This is a genomic window from Pseudomonas reinekei, from assembly GCF_001945365.1.
GTDB classification, from domain to species: Bacteria; Pseudomonadota; Gammaproteobacteria; order Pseudomonadales; family Pseudomonadaceae; genus Aquipseudomonas; species Aquipseudomonas reinekei.
Genome location: NZ_MSTQ01000022.1, coordinates 35,213 through 48,391, shown reverse-complemented (window position 1 = coordinate 48,391; position 13,179 = coordinate 35,213). Strand labels below are relative to the sequence as shown.

At 60.5% G+C, this 13,179-nt stretch carries 12 protein-coding genes and 1 pseudogene; 4 read left to right on the top strand and 9 right to left on the bottom strand.

Going from position 1 to position 13,179, the window contains the following annotated elements; translation table 11 throughout:
* Nucleotides 1-56 precede the first annotated feature (56 nt).
* The gene (gene aldA, locus BVK86_RS25315) at nucleotides 57-1,481 is read right to left on the bottom strand and encodes an aldehyde dehydrogenase (RefSeq protein WP_075948982.1); all 1,425 of its coding nucleotides are present in this window, start codon (nucleotides 1,479-1,481) and stop codon (nucleotides 57-59) included.
* A 152-nt stretch (nucleotides 1,482-1,633) separates the two neighbouring features.
* Entirely contained in the window at nucleotides 1,634-2,563 is a 930-nt protein-coding gene (locus BVK86_RS25310) for a LysR substrate-binding domain-containing protein (protein WP_075948981.1), read from the bottom strand.
* A 184-nt stretch (nucleotides 2,564-2,747) separates the two neighbouring features.
* Here BVK86_RS25310 and BVK86_RS25305 point away from each other — a divergent pair, with 184 nt between their 5' ends.
* Both BVK86_RS25305 and BVK86_RS25300 read left to right on the top strand, forming a co-directional pair.
* Nucleotides 2,748-3,926, top strand: a complete 1,179-nt coding sequence (locus tag BVK86_RS25305) for a hypothetical protein (protein ID WP_075948980.1) — start codon at nucleotides 2,748-2,750, stop codon at nucleotides 3,924-3,926.
* A gap of 177 nt (nucleotides 3,927-4,103) precedes the next feature.
* Nucleotides 4,104-4,979 (top strand): LysR substrate-binding domain-containing protein, encoded by an 876-nt coding sequence (locus tag BVK86_RS25300; RefSeq protein ID WP_075948979.1) that lies wholly within the window; start codon nucleotides 4,104-4,106, stop codon nucleotides 4,977-4,979.
* A gap of 63 nt (nucleotides 4,980-5,042) precedes the next feature.
* Here the strand turns inward: BVK86_RS25300 and BVK86_RS25295 are convergent, their stop codons facing one another.
* The 7 genes from BVK86_RS25295 to BVK86_RS25265 all read right to left on the bottom strand — a co-directional run bounded on the left by BVK86_RS25295 (nucleotide 5,043) and on the right by BVK86_RS25265 (nucleotide 11,672).
* Complete coding sequence (locus BVK86_RS25295; protein ID WP_075948978.1) at nucleotides 5,043-6,407, bottom strand: MFS transporter; 1,365 nt, start codon at nucleotides 6,405-6,407, stop codon at nucleotides 5,043-5,045.
* A 164-nt stretch (nucleotides 6,408-6,571) separates the two neighbouring features.
* On the bottom strand, nucleotides 6,572-8,020 hold the full coding sequence (locus BVK86_RS25290; protein WP_075948977.1) for an NAD-dependent succinate-semialdehyde dehydrogenase: 1,449 nt from the start codon (nucleotides 8,018-8,020) through the stop codon (nucleotides 6,572-6,574).
* A complete protein-coding gene (locus BVK86_RS25285; protein WP_075948976.1) occupies nucleotides 8,017-9,051 on the bottom strand; it encodes an aldo/keto reductase in 1,035 nt (344 codons plus the stop codon). The genes BVK86_RS25290 and BVK86_RS25285 overlap by 4 nt, the downstream gene beginning before the upstream one ends.
* Before the next feature lie 10 nt (nucleotides 9,052-9,061).
* Nucleotides 9,062-9,574 (bottom strand): formaldehyde-activating enzyme, encoded by a 513-nt coding sequence (fae, locus tag BVK86_RS25280; RefSeq protein WP_075948975.1) that lies wholly within the window; start codon nucleotides 9,572-9,574, stop codon nucleotides 9,062-9,064.
* Nucleotides 9,575-9,952: 378 nt separating this feature from the next.
* Nucleotides 9,953-10,219, bottom strand: coding sequence for a pentapeptide MXKDX repeat protein (locus tag BVK86_RS25275; RefSeq protein WP_075948974.1), 267 nt, complete (start codon nucleotides 10,217-10,219; stop codon nucleotides 9,953-9,955).
* Nucleotides 10,220-10,272: 53 nt separating this feature from the next.
* Entirely contained in the window at nucleotides 10,273-11,058 is a 786-nt protein-coding gene (locus BVK86_RS25270) for a molybdopterin-dependent oxidoreductase (RefSeq protein WP_075948973.1), read from the bottom strand.
* Nucleotides 11,055-11,672 carry a cytochrome b/b6 domain-containing protein gene (locus BVK86_RS25265; RefSeq protein WP_075948972.1) on the bottom strand — a complete coding sequence of 206 codons (618 nt, stop codon included), beginning with the start codon at nucleotides 11,670-11,672 and terminating at the stop codon, nucleotides 11,055-11,057. The genes BVK86_RS25270 and BVK86_RS25265 overlap by 4 nt, the downstream gene beginning before the upstream one ends.
* Nucleotides 11,673-11,863: 191 nt before the next feature.
* On the opposite strand from BVK86_RS25265, the gene BVK86_RS25260 reads away from it, so the two are divergent.
* Both BVK86_RS25260 and BVK86_RS29615 read left to right on the top strand, forming a co-directional pair.
* Nucleotides 11,864-12,805: a class I SAM-dependent methyltransferase gene (locus BVK86_RS25260; RefSeq protein WP_075948971.1), complete on the top strand. Its 942-nt coding sequence runs from the start codon at nucleotides 11,864-11,866 to the stop codon at nucleotides 12,803-12,805.
* A 28-nt stretch (nucleotides 12,806-12,833) separates the two neighbouring features.
* Nucleotides 12,834-12,971, top strand: a pseudogene (locus tag BVK86_RS29615) (P1 family peptidase); the annotation flags it as partial.
* Nucleotides 12,972-13,179 lie beyond the last annotated feature (208 nt).

Here is a 13,179-nt window from a genome sequence, read left to right as displayed (position 1 = left end):
CGGGCGGCCGTGTTAATTGTTTTTATGGGTGCAGCGTGAGGCGTGTTGCGGTTGGATCAATACTTCATGACCACCAGGCGGGTCTGGGTGAATTCGAGCATGCCGTGCTTGCCATCATCGCCGCCCAGGCCCGAGCGTTTCCAGCCGGCGTGGAAGCCCTGATACGGGTCGGCCGGGGTGCGATTGACGTACAACTCGCCGGCCTCGATGGCATTGGCGACTTTTTGCACGGTGCGGTAGTTCTCGGTGTAGAGCACCGAGGCCAGACCGAACTGGTGGTCGTTGGCCATGGCCAGGGCTTCGTCGATGTCGCGGTATTTGAGGACCGGCAGCACCGGACCGAAGATTTCTTCCTGGATGATTTCCATGTCCTGGCGGCAACCGCTGAGCAGCGTTGGCGGATAGAAATGGCCCTTGCCTTGCGGGATGAAACCGCCGGTTTCCAGCACCGCGCCGTCGGCGATGGCGCGCTCGACCATGGCGTGGATGTTCTGCCGCGAACTGGCGTTGACCAGCGGGCCCATCTGGCTCGCGTCAGTGACACGGTCACCGAATTTCACGGCGCTGATTTTTTCTTTCAGCAGGCCGAGGAATTTGTCGTACACGCTTTCCTGCACATAAACCCGCTCCACCGCCGTGCACAATTGACCGCAGTGGGTGGTCTTGGAGGCCACGATGGCGTTGGCGGCTGTTTCAAGGTCGGCGTCGGCTTCGATGATCGCCGGGGTTTTACCGCCCAGCTCCAGCGACGGCTTGGCGATGTTGGCCTTGCAGTAATCGAGCACGATGCGCCCGGCGTTAACGCTGCCGGTCAGCGTGATCAAGCCCACGGCCTTGTGCGTGCAAACCGCTGCCGCCGTGCCGTGGTCCATGGTCAGGATGTTGACCACACCTGCCGGCAAGCCTGATTGCTGCACTGCCTTGGCGATCTCGAACGCCGAGGTTGGCGTGTTGTTGCTCGGGCGAACGACCACGGTGTTGCCGGCAATCAGCGCCGGGGCGATTTTGCGCAGCAAGGTATAGACCGGGTAGTTGAACGGAATCAGGCAAGCGACCACGCCAATCGCTTCGCGGTGCAGAAACAGGTTTTCGTTCGGGCTGTCGCTGGGGATGATTTCGCCTTCGATACGGCGTGCCCATTCGGCGTGATAGCGGGTGATCTGCGCGGCGTAGCGGGCTTCGTTGCTGGCATCGCTGACGCTTTTGCCGGACTCGGCTGCCAGCGCTTCACCGATGTTCATCGCGTTGGCTTCGAGGGCGTCGGCGAAAGCGCGCAGGTGTTCGGCGCGTTCGATGCTGGTCAGTTTGCCCCAGACTTTTTGCGCCGCTGCCGCCGCGTCGACGGCAGCAGTGGCCTCGTCCCGGGTCGCCGCCGAAACGTGGCCCAGCAACGCTTCGGTCGCCGGGTTATAGACCGCGATCAGCGCTTCGCTGGCAGGTTCAATGAAGTGGCCGTTAACAAAGTTTCGCTCGAGTCGCATGTGAATCGCCCATCGTTGTTTTTATCCAGTCCGGGCAGTTTTGGCGTCCGGCGCGTGTTGGACAAACGATTTATTGAGCGAGGTAACATTCTAAAAATGAATGTTACCTGTAGGCGCTGAGCTTGCTCGGCTCCTACAGGGGCTGCTGACGTTCAGGTAGCGGCGGTAGAGGGTTCGAGCTGCCTTTGCGCCAGCCAGATCTCTTCCTGCAGCCACTGGCTGAACACCTGCAATTGTGGCAGCGACTGCTCGGGGCGTGTAACCAGCCAATATGACTGGTGGCCTTCGACGTGCACGTTGAGTACCTGGGTCAACTGTCCGCTGGCCAGTTCCGACGCAACCATGTGCCAGTCGGCGATGGTGATGCCCAAGCCGTCGGTCGCCGCGCGAATCGCCAGGTCGAGCAGGTCGAACTCATAGCCGCCCTGGGTATCGACGCCACTGATGCGCGCCGCGTCCAGCCAGTGTTTCCAGGTCAGGTAGCGTTGGTCTTCCCTGGCCAGCACGTGCAGCAACGTCAGGCGATTGAGGTCGATGCCCTGCTCGCTCCATTCCCGCGCATACAAGGTGGGTGCACACACCGCAATGTGCCGCTCCTGAAACAACAACGAACTGTCCAGACCGTCCCACTCGCCGTCGCCAAAACGGATCGCGCAATCCAGCGTACTGGTTTCCGCCAGGCTGTCCTGCAGGCGCGTGGTGATGCTCAATTCCAGCTCCGGATGCCTCTCGCGCAAGCGCCCCAGGCGCGGCATCAGCCAGCGGTTGGTGAAGGTCGGCGGTGCGTTGATGTGCAGGCGATTGGCGTGGGATTTCTGCTGAATGCTGCGCACCGTCAGCTCGATTTTGTCAAAGGACTGGTGCAGCGCTCGCAGCAACACCCGCCCGGCGCTGGTCAACTCCAGGTGATGGTGACGCCGCTCCAGCAGGTTCTCGCCCAGCTGTTCTTCCAGTTGCCGCACCTGGCGGCTGACTGCGCTCTGGGTCACGTTGAGCAACTCGGCGGCGCGGGTGAAGCTGCCGGTGCTACCAGCCACTTCGAATGCTTTGAGGGCATTCAGGCCGGGCATTTTGCGTTTCATGAAAGGCTCTCAAGGACCGGTGACAAGGCCCAAGGATCCCACGTCGCCGCCACATTGTCCTACAGGATTTTTTCAGTAACATGCGTTCGAGGAAGGTTTCAGTGGATTTTTAATCGTTTGTTCATCCCTGCGCAGATCGCAAGACTTGTCGGCATCTCTAATAAAAATAAACGAGAGCCGTCACATGCCCTTCCCCGCGTACTTGCGCCACAGTCCGTTATACCTCGCTCTACTCTGCACCTTTGCGGCCCCTGCCATGGCCGTGCAAGTCACCGACAACCTCGACCTCGGCGGCGCCGTTCGCGCCCGTTGGGATTACGATCCCGATCGCGACATCCAGAAGTTCGGCCTGGACACCGTGTTCCTCAGCGCCAGGTACAATTCCGACACCTGGATCGGTGAGGCCCAGTACCGTTTCTATGGTCGCTCCTATCCGTACCAGTACACCAAGGATTACGGCGATATCCAGTTCGCCAAGTTCGCGTGGGTCGGCTACAAGTTCAATCCCGATCAGCAGGTGCAAGTGGGCCTGAACACCGTGCCGTTCGGTTTGCAGCCGTACTTCGGCAGCACCTTCTACGAAACCCTGGGCAACGTCATTGGCCTTGAAGATGTGCAACAGGTCGGTGCCAAATACATTCAGCAATCGGGTGACTGGAACGTCCAGGCCGGCTACTACTTGCGCCCGGCCTGGCAAGGCAAAGGCACCAGCAACGGGGTCAGCTACTCCAGCATTGTTTCCGAAGCCGACAGCTATGTGGCCGACGGCAGCGACAACCAGGAGCGCAACACCGTGGTATTGCGCGTGGCCAAGGCACTGGACCTGGGGCCGTGGAAATCCGAGGTCGGCCTCTCAGGCCTGACCTCGACCCTGGAAAACCGCGACACCCATGACGACGGCCGGCGCAACGCGGTCGCCGTGCACTACCTGGGCAAGAACGGCCCGTGGACCGTACAACTGCAAGCGGCACGCCAGCAGATGTCGCCACGCAACCCCGGCTCCGATGAGCTGGTGACTCTCGGCGGTTACGACGGCACCTACAACGTTGCCAGTCGCGGCAATCTGTATGTCGCGGACATCAGCTACGACATTGCCGGCAAATACCTGTTCGACCAGCTCAGCGGGATCAAGCTCTACGCCAACTACAGCGGCTTCGACAAATCCGCCAGTGGCTTCCAGACGTCGCAACGGGCAATCCTCGGGACGTCGTTCTCCCTGAGCAAACTGTGGATCGCCACAGAATGGATATTCGGCAAGAACGATCCGTACATCGGCGGCAGCAGCTACACCCAGAGCCTGGGGGCTGGCGGGACGAATCAGTGGGAGAATCAGTTGTACATGAACATCGGGTACTACTTCTGATCCAGTAGTTTTTTTTCAAGTAAGCCATCGCGGGCAAGCCCGCTCCCACAGGTTCGGTGCCCCCTGTGGGAGCGGGCTTGCCCGCGACGGCGTCCGCCCAAACAACACTTGCATCGGCCCTTGGCCAATAGTCAGATAGGCACACCCGACAAAAAACAATAACCGAGTTTCCCTCCCATGCGACAACTGCCCTCGCTCAACATGCTGCGCGTCTTCGAAGAGGTCGCGCGGCATCGTAGTTTCAGTCAGGCCGCGTTAGGGCTGAACGTCACCCAGGGCGCGGTGAGCCGGCAGATCAAACAACTCGAAGACTACCTCGGCGTGGTGTTGTTCGTCCGCACCCCGCAAGGCCTGTCGCTGACCGAAGCCGGCAGCGCCCTATCCCCGCAACTGAGCGATGCCTTCGACCACATCGAACGCGCACTGCAAGCCGTGCGCGTGCCCAACCTGCGTCAGCGCCTGAGAATCCTGGCGCCGCCGACCTGGGCGACGCGTTGGTTGTCAGCGCATTTGCGGGTGTTCTGCCAACGCTACCCGGACATCAGCCTGAGCGTGACCAACCAGGCCAGTCACGACAGCCTCGCCGAGATCGATTGCCATATCCGTTTCGGCCTCGAAGCGAACAGCCACTGCCACAGTCAATTGCTGGTGATGGAACGGCACATCGCCGTGGCCAGCCCAGAATTGTTCATCGACCGTCAACCACCCGACCTGCAACAGTTTCCCTTGCTGCACATCCTGCACAACGGAAAACGCTTGAAGGTCTGGGAAAACTGGCTGGCGGCGATGGGCCGGGAGGATGTCGATGCCGCGCGAGGCCTGGAATTCAGCACCCTGGACCAGGTGATCCACACGGCGCTGGCCGGTGGCGGCCTGGCGGTGATCGACCGGCAGATGATCGAGAAGGAACTGGCCAGTGGCAGCCTGTTGCCCATCACCCCTGTGGAAGTGATCGGGCCGTATGGCTATTGGCTGGATGTGGCGAATGACAAATGGGGGTTGTCGAAAGTGCGGTTGTTTACCGAGTGGCTCGGTTTAGTCAGCAATCCCTGATACCCCCCTGCCTCCCCTGTGGGAGCGAGCCTGCTCGCTCCCACATTGGGCTGGTGCAGGTATTTAGACTGAGGCGGCCACTTTCACCGCCACCGCAGCCCCCCCCTCCACCGGACTCTGCGCCTTGCACGCCTGGCTCAAGGTCAGCGACTTGGTTTCCGGCGCCCAGGCCCACGACAGCAACGCACCAATCGCCAGGATCGCCGCGAGAATGCCCATGGTCGGGCTCAGGCCGATGCCTGCCACGCTCACCGGTAGCAGGAACGTACTGACCGCCGAGCCCAGGCGACTGACCGCCGTGGCCAAGCCGATGCCGCTGGCGCGTACTTCGGTCGGGAAACTCTCGGCCGGGAACACGCCCACCAGGTTGCTCACCGCCGACAACACCAGGGTGAACAAGCCGAACACCAACACCATCAGCCAGGCTGCACTGCTCGGCAACACCGCCAGCAGGAACAGCGCCACGGCGAGGATGATGAACGAGTTGATCAGGAACCCGCGTCGGGTGAACTTGATGGTGCACCAGATGCCGATCAGTGCACCGAGGATCAGCAGCATGTTCAGCATCAGCTCGGTGCCAAAGCCTTCGGCCAGGCCCATTTTCTGCAGGATCGACGGCAGGAAGGTATAGATGGCGAAGTACGGCATCACGATGCAGACGAAGAACAGGCAGTTGAACGCCGTGCGTTTGCGGTATTCAGGGCTGAACAACACCGCATAACCGGAACGGGTTTCGGTGGACTGGGTTTCGTCGAGCTCGACATTGGCGCCCAGGTGCTTCTTGACGATGGCACGAGCCTCGGCAATCCGGCCTTGATTGACCAGCCAGCGTGGTGACTCCGGGGTGCCGATACGGGCAATCAGAATCAGCGCGGCGGGGATTGCCGATGACGCCAGCATCCAGCGCCAGGCATCGTCGCCAAGGCTGAGCATCGCGGTGCCGACGAAGGTTGCGGCCACGTAGCCGAAGGTCCAGATCACGCTGAACGAACCGAGCAACACGCCGCGATGTTTCTTCGGCGCGAACTCGGCGAGCATGGCGTGGCCGACACTGAAGTCACCGCCCAGACCAATGCCAATCAGCACCCGGCAGAGGAACAGCGCCATGGCTGATTCAACGTAGAACTGCATCACTGAAGCGACGGTGATCAGCACGAAACTGACCAGGAAGATTTTCTGCCGGCCGACCTTGTCGGAGATCCAGCCGAAAAACAGACTGCCGAGGAACAGGCCGATCAGCGCCGAGGCACCGATCAGGCCTTGCCAGAAGGCGTCGAGTTGCATCTGCGGGCTCAGCAGGGTGAACGCGATACCGATCAGGCCGAGGATGTAGCCGTCGGTGAAATGCGCACCGAAGGTCAGGCCGGCGATCTTGATGTGAAAGCGCCCGATAGGCAGGTCGTCGATTTTTACCGGTTGTACGGACATGTAAGTCTCCAATTGTTGTTATTGACGGAGAAATGAAGCCGATAACGCTTGTTTCTAACTGTGGGAGCGAGCTTGCTCGCGATGGCGGCGTGTCAGACAACAATGATGCTGAACGCGAGACCGCTATCGCGAGCAGGCTCGCTCCCACAGGGGTTTAGGGGAGGTTAGAGGCCACCCATCAACAGGTATTTGATTTCCAGGTAGTCCTCCAGACCGTACTTCGACCCCTCGCGGCCCAGGCCCGATTCCTTGATGCCACCGAACGGCGCGACTTCCGTGGAAATGATCCCTTCGTTGATCCCGACCATGCCGGCCTCCAGGCCTTCAGCCATACGCCACACGCGGCCGATGTCGCGGCTGTAGAAGTAGGCCGATAAACCGTAGGGCGTGTCGTTGGCGCGTTGCAGCACTTCGGCTTCGTCCGTGAAGCGGAAGCACGCGGCCACCGGGCCAAAAGTTTCGTCCTGGGCGATCAGCATGTCGCTGCGGGCTTCGGCGAGGATGGTCGGCTCGTAGAACGTGCCGCCCAAAGCATGGCGACGACCGCCGCAGAGCAACTTGGCGCCCTTCTCCAAAGCATCGCCAACGTGCAGTTCAACCTTGGCCAGCGCCGCTGCGTTGATCAGCGGACCTTGCTCGGTTTCACCGTCCAGCGCATTGCCCACGCGCATCGCTGCGACGGCCTCGGCCAGTTTGCCGGTGAAGGTTTCGTAGACGCCGTCCTGAATGAAGAAGCGGTTCACGCAAACGCAGGTTTGCCCGGTGTTGCGGAATTTCGAGGCCATCGCGCCTTTGACCGCCGCGTCGATGTCGGCGTCGTCGAACACAATGAACGGCGCGTTGCCGCCCAGTTCCAGCGATACCTTTTTCAAGGTCTCGGCGGCCTGGCGCATCAGCAATTTGCCGGTTCGGGTCGAGCCGGTGAACGACAATTTTCGCACGATGCCGGAGGCCTGCAGCGCACCGCCAATCGCCACGGCATCGCCGGACACCACGTTGAACACACCCGGGGGAATCCCGGCCTGCTCGGCCAATACCGCCAAAGCGAACGCCGACAACGGGGTTTCCTCCGAAGGCTTGAGGATCATCGTGCAACCGGCCGCCAGCGCCGGGCCGACCTTGCGGGTGACCATCGCCAGCGGGAAGTTCCACGGCGTGATCGCGGCGACCACGCCGATGGCTTCCTTGACCACAATGATCCGCGCATCGGCTTTGTGACTCGGAATCACGTCGCCATAGGCGCGCTTGGCTTCTTCGGCGAACCACTCCAGAAAGCTCGCGGCGTAGACCACTTCGCCCATGGCTTCAGCCAGCGGTTTGCCTTGCTCGCGGCTGAGCAACGTGGCCAGGTCCTTCTGGTTGCTCAGCATCAATTCGCCCCAGCGCTTGATGCGCTGGCTGCGCTCCTTGGCGGTCAGCTTGCGCCATGTCGGCAACGCGCGATTGGCCGCGTCGATGGCCAGGTTGGTTTCTTCGGCGCCGGCCTTTTGCACATTGGCGATCAGCTCGCCGGTGGCCGGGTTGAGCACCGGGTAAGTGGCGCCACCGCCGGACCCTTCGCCGGTAAACCAGTGCCCATCGATGAAGTTGCCGTGTCGGATCAGCGCGCTCATGCCACGGCCTCGGTCAGGTTAAAGCGCTCCAGGCCCGGACGGGCGGTGCGCAGGATACGTTTGCCGGCGGTGTAATCGTTGATCACGTCGCACGGGGTGTAGTTGCGTTCCAGTTCGTGCAGTTCTTCGGCGTCGAGTTTGGTCTCCAACGCAGCCAGGGCACTGTCGAATTGCTCGGTGGTGTCCGCGCCGACCAGCATGCAATCCACGCCTGGGTGATTGGCCACCCACGCCTGGGCAATCTGCGCATTGGACACGCCGCGGGCACGGGCCACACGTTGTACCGAATGGGCGATTTCGAAGGAGGCTTCGTCGCTGTACATCTGCTGGGTGAAGAAGTCGGTCTGGTTGCGGGTCGATTTTGCATCACCGGTCAGCAAGCCACGGGCCAGCGGGCTGAACACTGAAACGCCCAGGCCCTGATCGCGGCAGAACGGGATCATCTCGCGCTCTTCTTCGCGGTAGGCACAGTTCAGTTGCAGCTGCATGTTGATCGGTTTGACCCAACCATTGCGTTCGCAGGCCATGAGGATTTTTGCCAGTTGCCCGGTGAGCATGGTCGACACGCCGATGTAGCGCGCCTTGCCGGAGCGCACGATCTCGTTCATGGCGCTCATGGTCTCTTCGACCGGGGTGTTGACGTCGAAGTAATGCAGCATGAAGACATCGACATAATCCATGTCCAGGCGTTTGAGCGAAGCATCGATGCTGTCCATGATGTGCTTGCGCGAGTGGCCGCTGGCGTTGATGCCGGTGCGGGTGCCGTAGCCGACTTTGGTGGTGATCACCAGGTCTTCACGACGGGCCAGGCGCTTGACGATGCGCCCTACCACTTCTTCGCCGACACCGGCGGAATAGAAGTCCGCCAGGTCGATGAAGTTCACGCCGTTGTCCAGCGCGTGTTTGACGATCGGCTCGCTTTTCTTCTCGTCGAAGATCCACGGTTTCCAGTCCGGTGTACCCATGTTCATGGTGCCCAGGCACAGGCGGGAGACTTCGAGGCCGGAGTTGCCCAAACGGATGTATTGCATGGCGCGGACCTCAGGCTTTTGGCGTGTAGAAAGGGTTGCTGATGTGGTTGACCACATCTTTGAGCTGCGCGGTTTCCGGCTTGCCGGTCAGGGCGGCGCGGATGGCGGTGCGGCAGGCGTTGTAGTTGTTCAGGTACACGGCATCCAGGTCATCGCAGGCCGGGTTGACCCAGTTGGCGGTGACGATGGCCCACTCGTCTTCGGCTTCCGGCGGCAGGGTGCCGTCGAGCAGTGCTTCGAGAACAGCCTTGGCGATACCGGCCTGGGACGCGCCCCACGTGGCGTTGCCGTGCAGGTCGCTGCCAATCGCGGCTTTGTTGACGTACAGGGTCATCGGCTTGACCGGAATGTTCGGCTGGGCGATGACCATGAACGGGCAATGACCCTGGCTAGGCGAAGCCAGGCTGTTGGCAAACGCCTGCCCTGCCGGGCCGTTGCGCGGGCCGATCAAGATGTTGATGTGCGCGGCGTTCACGCCTGGGCCTTCGAAGCCTTCACCGATGTACAGGTCGAGTTCTTTCATGAGCGGTTACTCTTCAGGGAGTTTTCTGGATGATCACAAGCACACGCATGCACAGGGCATGGCGTGAGTACGGAGTGGATTCGAAGAGCGCAGCAGGACGCTGGCGAAGACGCGGCAGTGATGATTGATCATGGTTGCAAACGCTCTTTTTTGTTGTTGATGAGCTGGTTTGCGATTTTTTAACACTGGGGATTGGCGGGGCTGTAACCATTAAAAGTCATGGGGGTATGAGTTCAGGTCATACCCTTTCAAGCGCGATAAAAAAACCTGTGGCAGCGCGCCTGCTCGCGATTGCGTAGTGTCAGCCAATACATCTGTTGGCTGACACACCGCCGTCGCGAGCAGGCTCGCTCCCACAGGGGATTGCGTTATTTATGGTTATTGCGACATCGCGTCTTTTTTCATCGCGTCTTTGGACATGGCGTCTTTTTTCATGCCGTCCTTACTCATGGAATCCTTGGACATCGCGTCTTTTTTCATCGCGTCCTTGGACATGGCATCTTTCTTCATGGCGTCTTTGGACATGGCATCCTTGGACATCGAATCCTTGCTCATGCTGTCCTTGCTCATGGTGTCAGCCGCGAACACGCTAGCGGCACCTACGGCCAGGCACATGGACAAAACGACGGTGGTCAACTTTTTCATGATGAAACTCCTTGGAGCATGGGTTTGCGGACGGTGAAGGTGTCGGACGTTCATCAGCTGCCACCGAACCAGTTGTAGCCCTGGTCTTCCCAGTAGCCGCCGCTGAAGGTGTTGCTGACGAAAATCGCCTGAATGTGTTTGGGGTTTTTGTAGCCCAGCTTGGTCGGCATGCGCAGCTTCATCGGGAAGCCGTACTCACGCGGCAGCACCGCGCCGTCGTAAGTCAGCGACAACTGGGTTTGCGCGTGCAGCGCGGTGGCCATGTCGATGCTGGTGTAGTAGTCGTCAGCGCATTTGAAGCCGACGTATTTGGCATCGGTGTCGGCGCCGATGCGCTTGAGGAAATCGCTGAAACGCACGCCACCCCAACGGCCAATCGCGCTCCAGCCTTCCACGCAAATGTGCCGGGTGATCTGCTCGGTCTGGGCCATGGCGCGCAGTTCTTCGAGGCGCCAGCTGCGTTTGTCGGCGACCAGCCCGGTGACTTCCAGGCGATAGCTTTCCTCCTCCACCGTCGGCGCGTCTTCGATACCGTAGAAAGCATTGAAGGGAAACGGCCGGGTGATCATCGACGCCGGGTAGGTCGGTGCCATGGCATTGGGGTTGAACAGCCAGCCCTGCACCCGGTCGTTGAACCGCGACATCGACGACAACGCCGTCTCGACGCTGTCATTGTCGGTGATGTTGCAACCGGACAGCATCGCCACGCCGCCGAGGGTCAGGCCCCGCAAGAGAAAGGAGCGACGCGAGCGATCTTCGATCTGGGGTGCGAGGATCTTGCGGGCATCCGTGAGGATCGAAGCCTCATCCAGCCCGGGCACCTGAATGCGCTTTTTCATACCGGCTCCTTGCGGCCAACAATCATGGCCAATAGCGTTTTGGGCACCAGCGCGACCATCACCAGATGCACCGCGACAAAAGCCACCAACAGCGCCATGGCGAAGAAGTGCACACGGCGCGCACCTTCGTAACCCCACATCAATTCGCGCAAGATCGGGAACTGCACCGACTTCCACAGCACCAGCCCGGAGAGCACCAGCAGCGTGATGTCGATGATCACAAACAGGTAGGCGAAGCGTTGCACCTGGTTGTAATGACCGAGGTCGGCATGCCCGAGTTTTCCGCGCAATGCAGCCCACAGGTCGTGCAACACGCCTTTGGGCGACAGCGGAAAAAAGCGTCGTTTGAGCCGACCACTGAACAGATTGATCATCAGGTACACCAGGCCGTTGATCGCCAGGAACCACATTGTCGCGAAGTGCCATTGCAAGGCGCCACCGAGCCAGCCGCCGAGGGTGATCGACGTGGGAAAGCTGAAGTCGTAGATCGGCGAGGCGTTGTAGATGCGCCAGCCACTGGTGACCATCACCAGAACCGCCAGGGCATTGAGCCAATGGGTCAGGCGCAGCCAGCGTGGATGACTGGCCTTGGGTGAGGCAGATGACTGCGCCATGTCCGGCTCCCGATGTTGTTGTTCGTTGGAGCCGAGTATGGGAGCCGGAAGATCGCCAAATCCTCACGTAAAGTTAAATTTAATGTGATAAATGGCCTCTGCGGACACCCCGCTTCCACAGGGGTTTGTGTGATCTGTAACAAGCGCATCTATGGTTAAATGCCGCCCCCGCAAATTGCCGACCCAAACCCATGAACGCAGACGCCCTCTCCACCCTTCACGACCACTTGCTGACGGCGCTGGCAACACCGCCCGCCGAAACCCGCCGCCTGTTCCACGGCCGGGGTCGCTGCTGGCCGGGGCTGGAGCAGCTGACCGTGGACTGGCTGCAAGGGGTGGTGCTGGTGGCGTTGTTCAAGGAACCGCAAGCTGAGCAACTGGAAGACCTGAAGCAACGGCTGATGGCGATCACCCAGTCACCGCAGTGGGCGCAATCCGGCGCACACACGTTGCTGCTGCAACACCGCTACCTGCTGCAAAGCACCACCGAATGGCTGCTGGGCGACGTCATCGACGAAATGACCATCACCGAAGGCGGGCTGAGATACCGGGTGGACCTGGGGCGCAAGCAGAACACCGGGCTGTTCCTCGACATGCGCTATGGCCGCGATTGGGTGCGGGCCAATGCCGACGGCAAACGGGTGCTGAACCTGTTCGCCTACACCTGCGGCTTCTCGGTGGCAGCGATCGAAGGCGGTGCGACCCACGTGGTCAACCTCGACATGTCCAGCCCGGCGCTGAGCCGTGGCCGCGACAATCACCGGCTCAATGGCCATGACCTGAGCCAGGTCACGTTCCTCGGCCACGACCTGTTCAAGTCCTGGGGCAAAGTGATCGGCAAAGGCCCGTACGACCTGGTGATCATCGATCCGCCGTCGTTTCAGAAAGGCAGCTTTTTGCTGACCAAGGATTACCAGCGTGTGCTGCGCCGCTTGCCGGAATTGCTCGCTGAAAACGGCACGGTGCTGGCCTGCATGAACGACCCGGCGTTCGGCGCGGACTTCCTGATCGACGGCGTCACCCGCGAAGCACCGAGCCTGCACTTTGAACAAAGGCTGGAGAATCCGCCGGAGTTTCCCGATGCGGATGTGGAATGCGGGTTGAAGGCATTGGTGTTCAAACTCGGGAACTGAAAATGAACGCGTGATTTCAACGCTGCCGCAAGCCATCATCAACGCCATGCTCGCCGCCGATACCGCTGAAGGTAATGGCCATGCGGTGCCGGGGCTGGATGCTCAAACGCTGCTCAAGGCGCTGCGTCGGGCCGGCTGGCCGGGGGATTCGACTAGCGGTACTTGAGTGAAACACTCGGTCTTTCTAGGATGAACTTACGCAGCCGCTTGTTTGCTCAACAAGCCGTTGCGTAAGTGGTGAGTGCACTGAACCCCCTACAAGCTCACCGCTTGCTTCATGCGCATCTTGAGCTTCAATGGCTCTACTTACTCCCCATCAAAGAGCTTTGAGGCTCTTTTTTTACCTTCGAAAAACACCCTCTTTCATTGTGGGA

Bases quoted from the DNA above. Each gene is read 5' to 3' on its own strand.
- aldA (WP_075948982.1), bottom strand. From the start codon at position 1,481: ATGCGACTCGAGCGAAACTTTGTTAACGGCCACTTCATTGAACCTGCC.
- BVK86_RS25310 (WP_075948981.1), bottom strand. From the start codon at position 2,563: ATGAAACGCAAAATGCCCGGCCTGAATGCCCTCAAAGCATTCGAAGTG.
- BVK86_RS25305 (WP_075948980.1), top strand. From the start codon at position 2,748: ATGCCCTTCCCCGCGTACTTGCGCCACAGTCCGTTATACCTCGCTCTA.
- BVK86_RS25300 (WP_075948979.1), top strand. From the start codon at position 4,104: ATGCGACAACTGCCCTCGCTCAACATGCTGCGCGTCTTCGAAGAGGTC.
- BVK86_RS25295 (WP_075948978.1), bottom strand. From the start codon at position 6,407: ATGTCCGTACAACCGGTAAAAATCGACGACCTGCCTATCGGGCGCTTT.
- BVK86_RS25290 (WP_075948977.1), bottom strand. From the start codon at position 8,020: ATGAGCGCGCTGATCCGACACGGCAACTTCATCGATGGGCACTGGTTT.
- BVK86_RS25285 (WP_075948976.1), bottom strand. From the start codon at position 9,051: ATGCAATACATCCGTTTGGGCAACTCCGGCCTCGAAGTCTCCCGCCTG.
- fae (WP_075948975.1), bottom strand. From the start codon at position 9,574: ATGAAAGAACTCGACCTGTACATCGGTGAAGGCTTCGAAGGCCCAGGC.
- BVK86_RS25275 (WP_075948974.1), bottom strand. From the start codon at position 10,219: ATGAAAAAGTTGACCACCGTCGTTTTGTCCATGTGCCTGGCCGTAGGT.
- BVK86_RS25270 (WP_075948973.1), bottom strand. From the start codon at position 11,058: ATGAAAAAGCGCATTCAGGTGCCCGGGCTGGATGAGGCTTCGATCCTC.
- BVK86_RS25265 (WP_075948972.1), bottom strand. From the start codon at position 11,672: ATGGCGCAGTCATCTGCCTCACCCAAGGCCAGTCATCCACGCTGGCTG.
- BVK86_RS25260 (WP_075948971.1), top strand. From the start codon at position 11,864: ATGAACGCAGACGCCCTCTCCACCCTTCACGACCACTTGCTGACGGCG.